The sequence below is a fragment of the Streptomyces sp. NPDC047515 genome (assembly GCF_040643055.1).
GTDB lineage: Bacteria > Actinomycetota > Actinomycetes > Streptomycetales > Streptomycetaceae > Streptomyces.
In genome coordinates this window covers 87728-101595 of record NZ_JBEYTM010000018.1, presented here as the reverse complement: position 1 = coordinate 101595, position 13868 = coordinate 87728, and the positions used below count along the sequence as shown (strand labels likewise).

General features: G+C 69.8%; 11 protein-coding genes. 2 read left to right on the top strand and 9 right to left on the bottom strand.

What is annotated here, in order from left to right:
• Positions 1-239: 239 nt before the first annotated feature.
• From ABZ826_RS17595 to ABZ826_RS17580, 4 genes are all read right to left on the bottom strand, one after another.
• Positions 240-1568: a class I SAM-dependent RNA methyltransferase gene (locus tag ABZ826_RS17595; protein WP_361448320.1), complete on the bottom strand. Its 1329-nt coding sequence runs from the start codon at positions 1566-1568 to the stop codon at positions 240-242.
• A gap of 212 nt (positions 1569-1780) precedes the next feature.
• Positions 1781-3829 (bottom strand): APC family permease, encoded by a 2049-nt coding sequence (locus ABZ826_RS17590; RefSeq protein WP_361448317.1) that lies wholly within the window; start codon positions 3827-3829, stop codon positions 1781-1783.
• A gap of 113 nt (positions 3830-3942) precedes the next feature.
• Entirely contained in the window at positions 3943-5052 is a 1110-nt protein-coding gene (locus ABZ826_RS17585; RefSeq protein WP_361448314.1) for a 1-aminocyclopropane-1-carboxylate deaminase, read from the bottom strand.
• Positions 5053-5345: 293 nt separating this feature from the next.
• Positions 5346-6062, bottom strand: coding sequence for a GntR family transcriptional regulator (locus ABZ826_RS17580; RefSeq protein WP_361448311.1), 717 nt, complete (start codon positions 6060-6062; stop codon positions 5346-5348).
• A gap of 303 nt (positions 6063-6365) precedes the next feature.
• Here ABZ826_RS17580 and ABZ826_RS17575 point away from each other — a divergent pair, with 303 nt between their 5' ends.
• Both ABZ826_RS17575 and ABZ826_RS17570 read left to right on the top strand, forming a co-directional pair.
• Positions 6366-7034, top strand: coding sequence for a TrkA family potassium uptake protein (locus tag ABZ826_RS17575; RefSeq protein WP_361448308.1), 669 nt, complete (start codon positions 6366-6368; stop codon positions 7032-7034).
• The gene (locus ABZ826_RS17570) at positions 7034-7711 is read left to right on the top strand and encodes a TrkA family potassium uptake protein (RefSeq protein ID WP_361448305.1); all 678 of its coding nucleotides are present in this window, start codon (positions 7034-7036) and stop codon (positions 7709-7711) included. Before ABZ826_RS17575 ends, ABZ826_RS17570 begins: the two co-directional genes overlap by 1 nt.
• 113 nt (positions 7712-7824) lie before the next feature.
• Here ABZ826_RS17570 and ABZ826_RS17565 read toward each other — a convergent pair whose 3' ends face one another.
• The 5 genes from ABZ826_RS17565 to ABZ826_RS17545 form a co-directional block, all read right to left on the bottom strand.
• Positions 7825-8580, bottom strand: coding sequence for a DUF3159 domain-containing protein (locus ABZ826_RS17565; RefSeq protein WP_361448302.1), 756 nt, complete (start codon positions 8578-8580; stop codon positions 7825-7827).
• A 3-nt stretch (positions 8581-8583) separates the two neighbouring features.
• On the bottom strand, positions 8584-9000 hold the full coding sequence (locus ABZ826_RS17560; protein ID WP_361448299.1) for an OB-fold nucleic acid binding domain-containing protein: 417 nt from the start codon (positions 8998-9000) through the stop codon (positions 8584-8586).
• A 270-nt stretch (positions 9001-9270) separates the two neighbouring features.
• A complete protein-coding gene (locus ABZ826_RS17555) occupies positions 9271-9963 on the bottom strand; it encodes a response regulator (protein ID WP_351084878.1) in 693 nt (230 codons plus the stop codon).
• 70 nt (positions 9964-10033) lie between these two features.
• Positions 10034-12577, bottom strand: a complete 2544-nt coding sequence (locus ABZ826_RS17550) for a sensor histidine kinase KdpD (protein WP_361448295.1) — start codon at positions 12575-12577, stop codon at positions 10034-10036.
• Positions 12578-13039: 462 nt separating this feature from the next.
• Complete coding sequence (locus tag ABZ826_RS17545; protein ID WP_361448292.1) at positions 13040-13789, bottom strand: ABC transporter ATP-binding protein; 750 nt, start codon at positions 13787-13789, stop codon at positions 13040-13042.
• Positions 13790-13868 lie beyond the last annotated feature (79 nt).

The window sequence follows — 13868 nt, the reverse complement described above, 5'->3', positions numbered from 1 at the left end:
ATACCGAAATCGTCTCGTGCTCGCCCCAGTGACCAGAGCCATGCGGCTGGGCCAGAGCCTCAGGGCAAGCGTCATCCGAGCGTCAAGAATCTCCGAACGAGGCCCTGAAATCACCGCGGCCGTGGTCGTTTCCGCCATGAAATCGCAGGTCAAGCCACGTCCAGGGGTCGATCTGTCCGCTCGACCCGCTGCACAGCCGGAAACAGGTCGAGCGGCTCGCCCACCCACAAAGCCGCAGGTCAAACACCCTTTCCTACCGGTTCAAGGATCGCGACGCACTCCACGTGGTGCGTCATCGGAAACAGATCGAACGCCCGCAGCGTCCGCACCCGGTAGCCGCCGTCACGGAAGTACGCCAAGTCGCGGGCCAGCGCCGCCGGGTCGCATGCGACGTAGGCGATGCGGCGGGCGCCGAGGCCGGTCAGGTGCTTCACCGTCTGCTTGCCGGCGCCGGCGCGCGGGGGGTCGAGGACGATCAGGTCGGTCTCGGTGATGCCGGTGCGCGGCAGGATCTGGTCGACCTTGCCGTGCTCGATGCGGACCCGTTCCAGGTCCTTCAGGTTGTGACGGGCGTCCTCGACGGCGCGCTTGCCGGACTCGATGCCGAGGACCGCGCCCTTCTCGCCGATGCGCTGGCCGAGTGCGCCCGCGAAGAGGCCGACGCCGCAGTACAGGTCGAGGGCGGTGTCGCCCTTGCGGGGCAGGAGGCCCTGCATGACGGCGCGGACGAGGGTGTTGGCGGCCTGGGGGTGGACCTGCCAGAAGCCGCCCGAGCCGACGCGGTAGGTGCGGTCGTCGGCGCGCTCGCGGACGAAAGCGCGGCCGTGCACCCGGTGGACGCCACCGTCGCGCTCGTCGACACGCATCACCGAGACGGGCTTGTCGAGCTCGACGAGGGGCAGCCGGCCGCCCGGCCGCGGGGTGAGAATGACTTGCCGGTCGTGGGAGCCGGTCGCGGCGATGGCCTCCACCGAGGCCATACCGGGCCACTCCCGCTTCTCGATGCCGAGCTCGGTGACACCGGGGGCCGCGATCAGGCAGCGCTCGATGGGCTCCACGTCGTGCGAGCGGTGCTTGCGCAGGCCGACATGGCCGTCCTCGTCGATGGCGTACTGGACGCGGGTACGCCAGGCCGGTACCTCGCCCGCCGGAAGCTTGTCGCCCTCGGCCGGCATGACGGTGCCGTCCCAGCCCGCCTCCTCCGGGGTGAGACCCGCGAGGCGCTGGAGCTGTTCGGCGATCACTTCGCCCTTGAGCCTGCGCTGGGCGCCGGGCTTGGCGTGCTGCCAGTCGCAGCCGCCGCACTTGCCCGGTCCCGCGTACGGGCAGGGAGCCTCGACGCGGTCCTTGGACGCCTCGATGATCCGTACCGCGTCGGCGCGCAGGAAGCGGGAGTCGCTCTCGCCTTCCGTGACCTTGGCGATGATCTTCTCGCCGGGCAGCGTGTGCCGTACGAAGAGGACCCGCCCCTCAGAGGTGCGGGCGATGCAGTGGCCGCCGTGTGCGACGGGCCCGACCTCGACCTCGTACTCCTCCCCGACCAGCGACGACGTGGGTTCGTTCTGCATGAGGGGGTGGCTCCAGAGATCAAAGGACAAACGGCCGGACAACAACCTACGAGTCTACGTGGGTGTCGTCCGGCCGTTGACCACGAGCGGCCGGGCGCGGTGGGCTCTTGCCGGCGGCAGGCAGTCGGCAGTCGGCGGGGCCAGTCCCTTGTCGGCGGGGCAGCCGTCGTTCGCGGGGCGGCCCCGCCGGTGGGAAAGGCCCTGCCCGCGGGTCAGCCCCTGTTGACGGGTTCCTTGGGCCTGCGCTCCACGGGTCCGCGGCGCACCGAGCCCGGCGCGTTCCACTCGGCGCGTTTCCTGGCGCGCTTCTTCGCGGCCTCGGAGGACTCCAGCTGGTACGGCACGGAGGTCACCATCACGCCCGGGGTGAACAGCAGCCGCCCCTTGAGGCGCAGCGCGCTCTGGTTGTGGAGGAGGTGCTCGTACCAGTGGCCGACCACGTACTCCGGGATGTACACGCTCACGACGTCGCGCGGGCTGTCCCGGCGCAGGCCCTTCACGTAATCGATGACCGGGCGGGTCACCTCGCGGTACGGGGAGTCGAGGATCTTCAGCGGGATGTCGATGCCGCGCCGCTCCCAGTCCTCCCTGAGTGCTTTGGTCTCGGCCGGATCGACGCTGATGGAGAGCGCCTCCAGACGGTCGGAGCGGATCAGCTTGGCATAGGCGAGGGCGCGCAGCGTGGGCCGGTGGAGCTTGGAGACCAGGACGATCGAGTGGACCCGGGAGGGGCGCATCGTCTCGTCGGCCGGGGTCTCCTCCGCGGCGATCTCCTCGGCGACCCGGTCGTAGTGCCTGCGGATCGCGGTCATCGTCCCGTAGAAGATCACCATGCCGAGCAGGGCGACCCAGGCGCCGTGGGTGAACTTGGTGGCGAGCACCACGACGAGCACCAGTCCGGTGAAGAAGGCGCCGAAGGTGTTGATCGCGCGGGAGCGGACCATGTGACGGCGCTTGACCGGGTCCTTCTCCGTCGCCAGGTGGCGGTTCCAGTGCCTGACCATGCCGGTCTGGCTGAGGGTGAAGGAGACGAAGACGCCGACGATGTAGAGCTGGATCAGCCGGGTCGAGTCCGCTCCGTAGATCCAGACGAGCAGGATCGCCGCGCCCGCGAGCAGCACGATGCCGTTGGAGAAGGCGAGCCGGTCACCGCGGGTGTGAAGCTGGCGCGGCAGGTAGCGGTCCTGGGCCAGGATCGAGCCGAGCAGCGGGAAGCCGTTGTACGCGGTGTTGGCGGCCAGGAAGAGCACGAGGGCAGTGGCTCCGGCCAGTACGACGAAGAAGAACGTCCCCTCGCCGAAGACGGCGGCCGCGACCTGCGAGATCACCGGGTTCTGGACGAAGCCGGGGCCGACCGGCACACCGTGGTTGATCAGGTCCTCGGCCGGATTCTCCGCCATCTTCACACCGGTGGACATGGCCAGGGCGATGATGCCGCAGAACATGGTGACGGCCAGCAGGCCCATCATCGCGAGCGTGGTCGCGGCGTTCTTGCTCTTCGGCTTGCGGAAGGCGGGCACGCCGTTGCTGATCGCCTCGACACCGGTCAGGGCGGCACAGCCGGAGGAGAAGGCCCGCAGCAGCAGGAAGACGAGCGCGAAGCCGCCCAGCCCCTGGTGCTCGGCCTTGATCACGTAGCCGGAGGTCGGGGCGTGCATGGTGTCGCCGAGGACCAGGCCCCGGAACGCACCCCAGATGATCATGATGAAGACGCCGGCCACGAAGAGATACGTGGGAATGGCGAAGAGCTTCCCGGACTCCTTGACGCCGCGCAGATTCATCAGTGTCAGCAGCACGATGGCCGCGATCGCGCACGCCGTCTTGTGCTCGACGACGAACGGGATCGCGGACCCGAGGTTCTCCACCCCTGAGGCGATCGACACCGCGACGGTCAGGACGTAGTCGACCAGCAGCGCGCTGGCCACGGTCAGCCCGGCCTTGGGCCCGAGGTTGGTGGTGGCGACCTCGTAGTCACCACCACCGCTCGGGTAGGCGTGCACGTTCTGTCGGTAGGAGGCGACGACCGTGAACATCAGCACCACGACGGCGAGCGCGATCCAGGGGCTGAAGTGGTACGCCGACACGCCCGCGACGGAGAGCACCAGGAGAACTTCTCCGGGCGCGTACGCCACCGAGGACAGCGGGTCGGATGCGAAGACAGGAAGTGCGATGCGCTTCGGAAGGAGCGTTTCTCCGAGCTTGTCGCTGCGCAGCGCCCGTCCGATCAGAATCCGTTTGGGCAGGTCGGTCAGTTTGGACACGCAGAGGATCGTAAGCGTTCCGTATGGAAGCCGCAGACCCACCACCCCCATGGCCTCGCAATCTCCTGCGCTCGGCGGAAAAAGCCACGAAATCCTTAACGAAATCCTTGCGCTCAGGCGTCCGCGAACAGAGCGCTATACCCATTGAGCGCCGGCTGTCCGCCGAGGTGGGCATAAAGAACGGTGGAATCGCGGGCGATGTCACCGCGCGCCACGAGGTCGATCATTCCGGCCATCGATTTCCCCTCGTAGACGGGGTCGGTGATCATTCCTTCGGTACGTGCGGCGAGCCGCATCGCGTCGAGGGTGGTCTCGTCGGGGATGCCGTACGTGCCCGCGTGGTAGCGCTCGTCCAGCTCGATGTCGTCCACGGTCAGCTCACGCCGCACCCCGATGAGCCGTGCGGTGCCGGCCGCGATCCGGGCGATCTGCTCACGCGTACGGGCGGGTTCGGCGGAGGCGTCGATGCCCAGCACGCGCCGCGGACGAGCGCCCGCCTCTTCGAGCGCGGCGAAGCCGGCGACCATGCCTGCCTGAGTGGAACCGGTCACCGAGCAGACGACCACGGTGTCGAAGAACACACCGAGTGCGCGTTCCTGCTCGGCGACCTCGTAGGCCCAATGGGCGAAGCCGAGCCCGCCGAGGGGGTGGTCGGACGCGCCGGCTGGAATGGCGTACGGCCTGCCGCCGCCCTCCTCGACCTCGCGCAGCGCCCGCTCCCAGCTCTCCTTGACGCCGATGCCGAAACCGGCGCGCACCAGGCGGACGTCGGCACCGGCCAGGCGGCTGATCAGAATGTTGCCGACCTTGTCGTAGACGGCGTCAGGCCACTCGACCCAGCTCTCCTGGATGAGTACGCACTTGAGGCCGGCGCGGGCGGCTACCGCCGCGACCTGGCGGGTGTGGTTGGACTGGACCCCGCCGATGGAGACAAGCGTGTCGCAGCCCTTCGCCAGTGCGTCGGCGACGAGGTATTCGAGCTTGCGGGTCTTGTTGCCGCCGTAGGCGATGCCGGAGTTGCAGTCCTCCCGCTTGGCCCAGACGGCGGCGCCGCCGAGGTGGTCGGTGAGCCGGTCGAGACGGTGTACGGGAGAGGGACCGAAGAGGAGGGGGTAGCGGTGGTGCGAGGAGAGATGCGAGGAGAGAAGAGAGGGAGAGGTCGAGGAGGAGGTGGGAGAGACGGGGGACGGGGTGGCGGGCGGGGTCGGGGTGGCGGGCGTCATGGAAGCTCCCTCGGTCGGGTTGGACGGGTTCGTGCTCGGCGCGGTGCGGTGGGGCTCGTGCTCGCGCCCGGCGCGGCAGCGGTTGGGTTGTGTTGGTTCGTGCTCGTGCCCGGCGCGGTTACGGTGGGATTCGTGCTCGTGCCCGGCGTGATAGCGGTGGGATTCGTGCTCGTAGTCGGCGCGGCGGCGATTGTCGACGGGGCCGGGTGTCGGCTTGTCCTCGGGTGCGCGGGGGATCCGCCCGGCGCTCGGACCCTCGGCCGGTCGTCAACCTGACCGGACGGCCCGTCGGCCTATCGGGGCTGCCCGTGGGCCGCCTCGACAGACCGTCCCCGGGCCGCCGCATCGAGTCGTTCGTCGGGCGGTTCGTCTGCCAGTTCTTCGAGAGCCCGCCAGATCTCCGCGGTGACTCGGGACGCCGCCTCGGCATCACGCCCCGCGCACGCCTCGATCAGCCGGTCGTGCAGCTCAGCCGAGCCGTGTGCCGCGCTCGCCGTGCCGAACTGCCGCCATTCCAGCCGCCGGATCAAAGGGGTGTAGCGCTCAACCGTGGCGGCCACGGCACGGTTGCCGCAGGCCGCGACGAGGACGTCGTGGAGCCGGTCGTCGGCGCGCAGCGCGTCCGCCACGTCGCTGCGGCGGGTCGCGTCCCTGAAGAGTTCGTTCGCCTCTCGCATCGCGGTGACGTCCGCATCCGTGAGACGAGGTACGGCGGTCCTCGCGGCCAGCTCCTGCATGGCCCGTACGACAGCCGCCGCATCCCGGACATCGCGCGGCACCAGGCGGGTCACTCGGGTGTAGCTCTGCGGCTTGGACTCGACGAGCCCCTCGCCGGAAAGCCGGGACAGCGCGTCGCGGACCGGGGCCCGGGACAGTCCGAGGCGTTCGGCGAGCTCGGCGTCACGGACAGGGGCACCGGGCGGGATGTCGCCACGGACGATGGCGTCACGGATCGCCTCGTACGCAGTGTCCCGCAGCAAGGTCCGTCGGACGGGGCGCAGGGTCTCCATGAACTGACATGTTAGATGTCTGTGTCACTCGCGCTCAAGGGTCCGCGCGCCCATGACACGCTCGGCGGACACGGCCGGGTACCCGTCCGCAATCGCGCGGACACTGGGCGGTGTCCATCCCCGTCGCACGGGCGCGGCGAAAGCGCACTCGGATGAGGCTTCGCAATCCCGGCCGCATAAGCTCATCCTGGGCAACGGGACACACCGTTGCCCCGTTGTTTGCCCGGCAAGCTGAGAAAGAAGTGTGAGCAGGGTGTTTTCGCAGGTCAGCCGGACGACCAGGAGTGCGAGGTAAGGCGCAAGGTGCACATCGTCATCATGGGCTGCGGGCGAGTCGGAGCCGCTCTCGCGCAGACTCTGGAGCAGCAGGGGCACACGGTCGCCGTCGTCGATCAGGACCCCACGGCGTTCCGGCGCCTCGGGTCCGGATTCGGTGGGCGGCGCGTCACCGGTGTCGGCTTCGACCAGGACACCCTCCGTGAGGCGGGGATCGAGGAGGCCGGCGCGTTCGCCGCGGTGAGCAGCGGCGACAACTCGAACATCATCGCCGCCCGGGTCGCCCGCGAGATGTTCGGCATCGAGAACGTCGCGGCGCGGATCTACGACCCCCGGCGCGCCGAGGTCTACCAGCGTCTCGGTATCCCCACGGTCGCCACCGTGCGCTGGACCGCGGACCAGATGCTGCGGCGGCTGCTCCCCTCGGGGGCCGAGCCGATGTGGCGGGATCCGAGTGGCGGTGTGCAGCTCGCGGAGGTGCACACCACACCGTCCTGGATCGGCCACAAGATCAGCACGCTGCAGGAGGAGACGGGCGTCCGCGTGGCGTTCCTCACCCGGTTGGGTGAAGCCATACTGCCCACGTCGCAGACCGTGCTGCAGGAGGGCGACCTGGTCCACGTGATGATGCGTACGGACGAGATCGCGAAGGTCGAGGCAGCCTTCGCCGAGGGCCCTGAGGAGGGCGGTCACTGATGCGTGTCGCGATTGCCGGCGCCGGTGCGGTGGGACGTTCCATCGCGGGCGAGTTGCTGGAGAACGGGCACGAGGTGCTGCTCGTCGACAAGGCACCGACAGCCATTTCGGTGGAACGGGTGCCGATGGCCGAGTGGCTGCTGGCGGACGCCTGCGAGATCACCTCCCTCGACGAGGCGGCACTTCAACGCTGCAACGTCGTGATCGCCGCGACCGGCGACGACAAGGTGAACCTGGTCGTCTCGCTGCTTGCCAAGACCGAGTACGGCGTGCCGAGGGTCGTCGCCCGGGTCAACAACCCGAAGAACGAGTGGCTGTTCAACGAGGCCTGGGGCGTCGATGTGGCCGTCTCCACACCGCGGCTGATGTCGGCCCTGGTCGAGGAGGCGGTGAGCGTCGGCGATCTGGTCCGGCTGCTGCGCTTCAGTCACGGCGACGCCAACCTGGTCGAGCTGACGCTGCCCCCGGAGTCGGCGCTGGCCGGCACCCAGGTCGGCGATGTGGCCTGGCCCGAGGACACCTCGTTGGTCACCATCATCCGCGGGCAGCGCGTGCTGACGCCGAGCACCGAGGAGACGTTGGAGGCCGGCGACGAGCTGCTGTTCGTGGCCGCGCAGGCGCGCGAGGAGCAGTTGGAGGATCTGCTGTCGGTGTGCCGGGGCGACTCGGACGACTGACCGGCGGAGAGCCGACACAAGGCGCGGGGCCGACACAGGGCCCGGAGCGGAAAGCGAGGGGCCCGGAACCGATTCGCGCGGTTCCGGGCCCCTCGCTTTCCGCTCCGGCCGGTTCAGTACTCCTGGTGGCGCGTCGCGGCGGCGGCCGCTTCCGCCTTCTCGGCCTGCTCCTGTGCCTCCATCTCGGCGAAGACATCGATGGGCGGCGGCGCCTTGGCGAGGAAGACCCAGGTCAGATAGACCGCGAGCAGGAAAGGCGGGATCTTCAGGGCAACCAGGACCCAGCCGAACTGGGTCGTGTCGGCCCACCAGTACAGCGGGAAGAGGATCGCGCACTTGGCGAGCAGGATCAGCCCCCAGGCATAGCTCGCCTTGGCGTATGCCTGCCTGCGGCCGGGGTTCCTGGTGCGCCAGGAGAGGTTCTCCTTGAACACCGGCCCCAGGATCAGACCGATCAGCGGCACCCCTGCGAGGGTGGTGATCAGATAGGCGAGGGCCAAGCCGAGCGTGTAGAGCATGCCCGGCAGATAGAAGTCCTTGGCATTGCCGGTCATCATGGCGAAGGCCACGCCGAACGCCACACCGAAGACACCGCTGAAGGCGTGCTTCACGGTGTCCCTGCGGATCAGCCGTACGGCGACGAGGAGCAGAGACACCACCAGGGCCGCGATGGCCGAGATGTGCAGATCCTTGTTGATCGTGAAGATCGTGACGAAGAGCAGCCCGGGAAGGACTGTCTCCACCATCCCCCGGACACCGCCGAACGCCTCGAAGAGCGCTGCCTCGGTGACCGCCTTCGCGTCGGCCTCCTGCTGGTCGGTGCGGGTGGTGCGGTCCGTGTCGGACGTCGGCTTGTCGAGAGACGTCACCGGCTACTCCTTGCCGAGCGGTCGGAGTTCGTATGTGGGATTGAACAGCACCCGGCGTCCATGACTCATGGCGATCCGGCCCGAGGCGATGAGCTTGCGGCCCGGTTCTATGCCCGCGATGGAGCGCCGGCCCAGCCAGACCACGTCCAGCGGCGCGGTGCCGTCGAAGAGCTCCGCCTCCAGGGCCGGCACTCCGGCGCGCGGCCGCAGGGTGACGGTCCGCAAGGTACCAGTCACCTTCACGATCTGCCGATCGGTGCATTCGGAGATACGCGTGCATCCCGAAGCCTGCGAGTCCTCCTGCAGCTCCTCGGACTCCAGGTCCTCCTGGGAGCTGGACAGCCGGTCGAGCATCCGCCGGAAGCGGCTGGACGGCTTCTCCGCCTTGCCTGGCTTCTCGAATCGAGGAACAGCACTCATAACCGAAGGGTACCGGTCTCCTGCGTTCCGAGCGGGTGTCCCGGGTCTCACTCGAACGGGTTACTCGTCAGGGTTTCAGAGTTCTCGTCAGAGTTACGGAGCAGGGGCGAGCAACGCTACGGAGGGGCGATGTCACGGAGGCAGGGGCGAGCAACGTCGAGGAGCGGGGGCGAGCGACGCGCAACGGACCAGGCCCGCAACACGCGCCTGCCGACGCAGGCTCGACCGCCCTCGCCCGACGCGCCGACGCCCGGCGTGCCCGGCTGCCGTTCAACCGCGCTCGAAGCGGTAGCCCATCCCCGGCTCGGTGACGAAGTGCCGGGGGTGCGAGGGGTCGGCCTCCAGCTTGCGCCTCAGCTGCGCCATGTAGACCCGCAGGTAGTTGGTCTCGGTGCCGTACGAGGGCCCCCACACCTCCTGGAGCAGCTGCTTCTGGCTGACCAGCCGGCCGCTGTTGCGGACCAGGACCTCCAGCAGATGCCACTCGGTGGGCGTGAGCCGCACGTCGCGTCCCTCGCGGTGGACCTTCTTCGCCGCCAGGTCGACGGTGAACCCCTCGGTCTCGACGACCACCATGTCGTCGGTGCCGTGCTGGCCGACGGGTTCCGCGCGGCGGACGGAGGCGCGCAGCCGAGCCAGCAGCTCGTCCATGCCGAACGGCTTGGTCACGTAGTCGTCGGCGCCGGCGTCCAGGGCCTCGACCTTCTCGTCGGAGGTGTGGCGGGCGGAGAGCACCAGGATCGGCACCCTGGTCCAGCCGCGCAGCCCCTTGATCACCTCGACGCCGTCCATGTCGGGCAGTCCGAGGTCGAGGACGACGACATCGGGGTGGCGGGCGGCGGCGAGCTGGAGGGCGGTGGCGCCGTCGGGCGCCGCGTCCACCTCGTACTTGCGCGCCTTCAGGTTGATCACGAGGGCGCGTACGATCTGCGGCTCGTCGTCGACCACAAGCACCCGGGTCATGGGGGCCCTGCCTTTCTGCTGTACGGCGATCTCCCGGGGCGTTCCGGAGATCATGAGGTGACCGGCGAAGTCATGACGTGACCCGCGCGGGCAGGTCAAGGCTGACCGGAACGTATCCCGAAGCCGCCTTGAGGGTCAGCACCATGGTGAGACCGCCGCCCGGGGTGTCCTCGGCGTCCAGTGTGCCGCCCATGGACTCCACGAAGCCGCGGGCCACCGCGAGGCCCAGCCCGACGCCCGCTCCGCGCGGGGCGTCGCCGTAGCGCTGGAAGGGCTCGAAGATGCGTTCCTTGGCGTCGTCGGGGATGCCGGGGCCCCGGTCGACGACCCGTAGTTCGACGCGTTCACCGAGCGCGCTGGCGGCCACCGTGACGTGTTCTTCGTAGGGGCTGTACTTGACGGCGTTCTCGACGATGTTGGCGACGGCCCTCTCCAGCAGCCCGGGGTCGACCCCGACCATCGGAAGGGTCTCGGGGATGTCGAGGTCCACGCTGCCCTCCGGCACGCCGCCGAGTGCCATCGGCACCACCTCGTCGAGGTCGATCTCGCGGATCAGCGGGGTGACGGTGCCGGTCTGCAGCCGGGACATGTCCAGGAGGTTGCCCACGAGGTGGTCGAGGCGGTCGGCGCCGTTCTCGATGCCCTCCAGGAGTTCCGCCTCGTCCTCGTCGGACCATGCCACGTCGTCGGAGCGCAGGGAGCTGACGGCGGCCTTGATGGCGGCGAGCGGGGTGCGCAGATCATGGCTGACGGCGGCGAGGAGCGCCGTCCTGATCCGGTTTCCCTCGGCGAGCCGCCGGGCCTTCTCGGCCTCGCCGACCAGGCGCTGCCGGTCCAGTACGACCGCGGCCTGGGCGGCGAACGCGCCGAGCACCCGGCGGTCCTCGGCGGGCAGCACCCGGCCGGAGAGGGCGAGCGCCATGTGGTCACCGACCGGCATGTCCACGTCGGCGTCCTCCGGACGGGCCACCGGCCCCGGGCCGACGCTTCCGGCGCAGGTCCACGGGTCGACGTCGCTCTGCCGCTCCAGCAGGGCGACGGACTCCATGCCGAAGGTCTCGCGGACCCGGTCCAGGAGCGCGTCCAGGGTGGTCTCGCCACGCAGCACGCTGCCGGCCAGGAAGGAGAGGATCTCCGACTCGGCGCGCAGCCGGGCCGCCTGATGGGTGCGGCGGGCCGCGAGATCGACCACCGAGGCGACCGAGACCGCCACCGCGAAGAAGATCAGGATGGCGACGAAGTTCTCCGGGTCCTGCACGGTCAGGGTGTGGGTGGGCGGAGTGAACCAGTAGTTCAGCAGCAGTGAGCCGACGGCGGCCGACGCGAGGGCGGGCAGCAGCCCGCCGAGCAGGGCTGCCGCGACCGTCATGAAGAGGAAGAGCAGGACGTCGTTGGCGAGCCCCGGTCCGTTCTCCAGGCCGGTGAGGAGCAGCGAGAGCAGCGCCGGGCCGCCGACGCCGACCAGCCAGCCCCAGATGATCCGGACCCGGCCCAGCCGGGCACTGCGGGCGATGGGCAGCCCCCGGCCCTTGGCCACCTCTTCGTGGGTGACGATGTGGACGTCGAGGTCGGGGCCGGACTCGCGGGCGACCGTGGCGCCCACGCCCGGTCCGTAGATGTACTGCCAGGTCTTGCGGCGGCTGGAGCCGAGGACGATCTGCGTGGCGTTCACCCCACGGGCGAATTCGAGGAGCGCCGACGGTATGTCGTCGCCGATGACATGGTGGAACGTGCCGCCGAGGTCCTCCACCAGGGTGCGCTGGACGGTGAGTTCCTTGGGCGAGGCGGAGGTCAGTCCGTCGCTGCGGGCGATGTAGACGGCGAGGATCTCGCTGCCGGAGCCCTTGGCGGCCATCCGGGACGCGCGGCGGATGAGCGTACGGCCCTCGGGGCCGCCGGTGAGTCCGACGACGATGCGTTCACGGGCCTGCCAGGTGGTGCGGATGTTGTGCTCGCCGCGGTACTGCTGAAGGTATTCGTCGACCCGGTCGGCGACCCAGAGGAGCGCCAGCTCGCGCAGGGCGGTCAGGTTGCCGGGGCGGAAGTAGTTGGACAGGGACGCGTCGATCCGGTCCGGCTTGTAGATGTTGCCGTGGGCCATCCGGCGGCGCAGTGCCTGGGGCGACATGTCGACGAGTTCGAGCTGGTCGGCCCTGCGGACGACCTCGTCGGGGACGGTCTCGCGCTGGCGTACGCCGGTTATGGCCTCGACTACGTCGCCGAGCGACTCCAGGTGCTGGATGTTGACGGTGGAGATCACGTCTATTCCGGCCTGGAGGAGCTCTTCCACGTCCTGCCAGCGCTTGGCGTTGCGGGAGCCCGGCACATTGGTGTGCGCGAGTTCGTCCACCAGGGCGACGGCCGGGGCGCGCTCCAGAACCGCGTCGACGTCCATCTCGGTGAAGACGGCGGAGCGGTACTCGATCTCACGGCGCCGGATCTGCTCCAGGCCGTGGAGCATGACCTCGGTGCGCGGGCGGTCGTGGTGCTCAACGAAGGCGACGACGCAGTCGGTGCCCCGTTCGACGCGCCTGTGGGCCTCGGAGAGCATCGCGTACGTCTTGCCGACGCCGGGTGCCGCACCCAGGTAGATCCGAAGCTTGCCGCGTGCCATGGCCCCATTGTCTTCTCTGAACCGGCTCCCGCAGATGCGGCGGCCGGTTCGAAGCTACCCCGTAGATTCTCGACAAATCGAATGAGAGGCAGGGGTGGGAGCCGAATTGACAGGATTCTGACGCCCGGATCGTGTACGGGATGCTCGGGCGGGGTCCGGCCCTCGGCAGGTCAGGGGCACCGCCGGCCGGTGGGTCCGGGCGGTCGGGGGCGCCGCAGGGCAGTGGGTCCGGGCATCCGTCGGGCGCTCGGGCCGGCCCCGGTCTGCCGGGCCGGGCCGACGGCCGGACCAGGACCGGGGCGTCCCGGCCAGGTCCGTGATGCGTCCGAGGCCTTTCGGACCCGGCCCGGACGTCCCGTCCGGCGGCGGTCTGCCGGGCCGGTGCCCATGCCGGCCATGTCGGACCCGGCGGCTCAAGCCCCCTGACCCCAGCCCGACGACGCACTCGGCCCTTGGAGGAGCTCACCCGTGCTCGACGATGTGCCCGTCGCTCAGCTCCAGCACCCGGTCCGCCAGGCCCAGCAGCTGGGCGTCGTGCGTCGCCACCAGCGCGGTGACGCCCTCACTCCGTACCACTGCCCTCAGCAGCTCCATCACCGCGAGCCCGGTCTCCGCGTCGAGCTGTCCCGTCGGCTCGTCCGCGATCAGCAGCGCGGGGCGGTTGGCGAGCGCGCGGGCGATCGCGACGCGCTGTTGCTGACCGCCGGAGAGCTCTCCGGGGCGCTGGGCCGCATGGTCGGCGAGGCCGACCATGGAGAGCAGCAGGGCCACCCGCTCCTCGCGCTCGCGCGGGTCCGTCCTGCACAGTCGCAGGGGTACGCCGACATTCTCCGCGGCCGTCAGGATCGGGATCAGGCCGAAGGACTGGAAGATGAAGCCGATCCGGTCCCGGCGCAGCTCCAGCAGCCCGTTCTCACCGAGCTCGGCGAGGTTCGTTCCGTCGACGGTGATCCGGCCGCCGTCCGGGCCGTCGAGCCCACCGACCAGGTTGAGGAGTGTGGTCTTGCCGGAGCCCGAGCGCCCCTTGAGCGCGACGAGCTCGCCGCGTGGCACCTCGAAGGAGACCCCGCGCAACGCGTGCACGACCGCGGCGCCGGTGCCGTACGAGCGGCGCAGGTCCTCGACCCGGACCATGGGTCCGCGCGCCGCGTCCTCGGCAACCGCCGCACCGCGCTGCCCTCCGGTGCTCGTCCGGCCGGTGTTGTCGGTCATGTTTCTCCCCCGCACATGTTTCCCCGTACGTGATCGTCTCGTCGGCCGCCAGTATGTGCATCAGGCACAGGGCCGGGGC

Bases quoted from the DNA above. Each gene is read 5' to 3' on its own strand.
- ABZ826_RS17595 (WP_361448320.1), bottom strand. From the start codon at position 1,568: ATGCAGAACGAACCCACGTCGTCGCTGGTCGGGGAGGAGTACGAGGTC.
- ABZ826_RS17585 (WP_361448314.1), bottom strand. From the start codon at position 5,052: ATGACGCCCGCCACCCCGACCCCGCCCGCCACCCCGTCCCCCGTCTCT.
- ABZ826_RS17580 (WP_361448311.1), bottom strand. From the start codon at position 6,062: ATGGAGACCCTGCGCCCCGTCCGACGGACCTTGCTGCGGGACACTGCG.
- ABZ826_RS17570 (WP_361448305.1), top strand. From the start codon at position 7,034: ATGCGTGTCGCGATTGCCGGCGCCGGTGCGGTGGGACGTTCCATCGCG.
- ABZ826_RS17560 (WP_361448299.1), bottom strand. From the start codon at position 9,000: ATGAGTGCTGTTCCTCGATTCGAGAAGCCAGGCAAGGCGGAGAAGCCG.
- ABZ826_RS17555 (WP_351084878.1), bottom strand. From the start codon at position 9,963: ATGACCCGGGTGCTTGTGGTCGACGACGAGCCGCAGATCGTACGCGCC.
- ABZ826_RS17550 (WP_361448295.1), bottom strand. From the start codon at position 12,577: ATGGCACGCGGCAAGCTTCGGATCTACCTGGGTGCGGCACCCGGCGTC.
- ABZ826_RS17545 (WP_361448292.1), bottom strand. From the start codon at position 13,789: ATGACCGACAACACCGGCCGGACGAGCACCGGAGGGCAGCGCGGTGCG.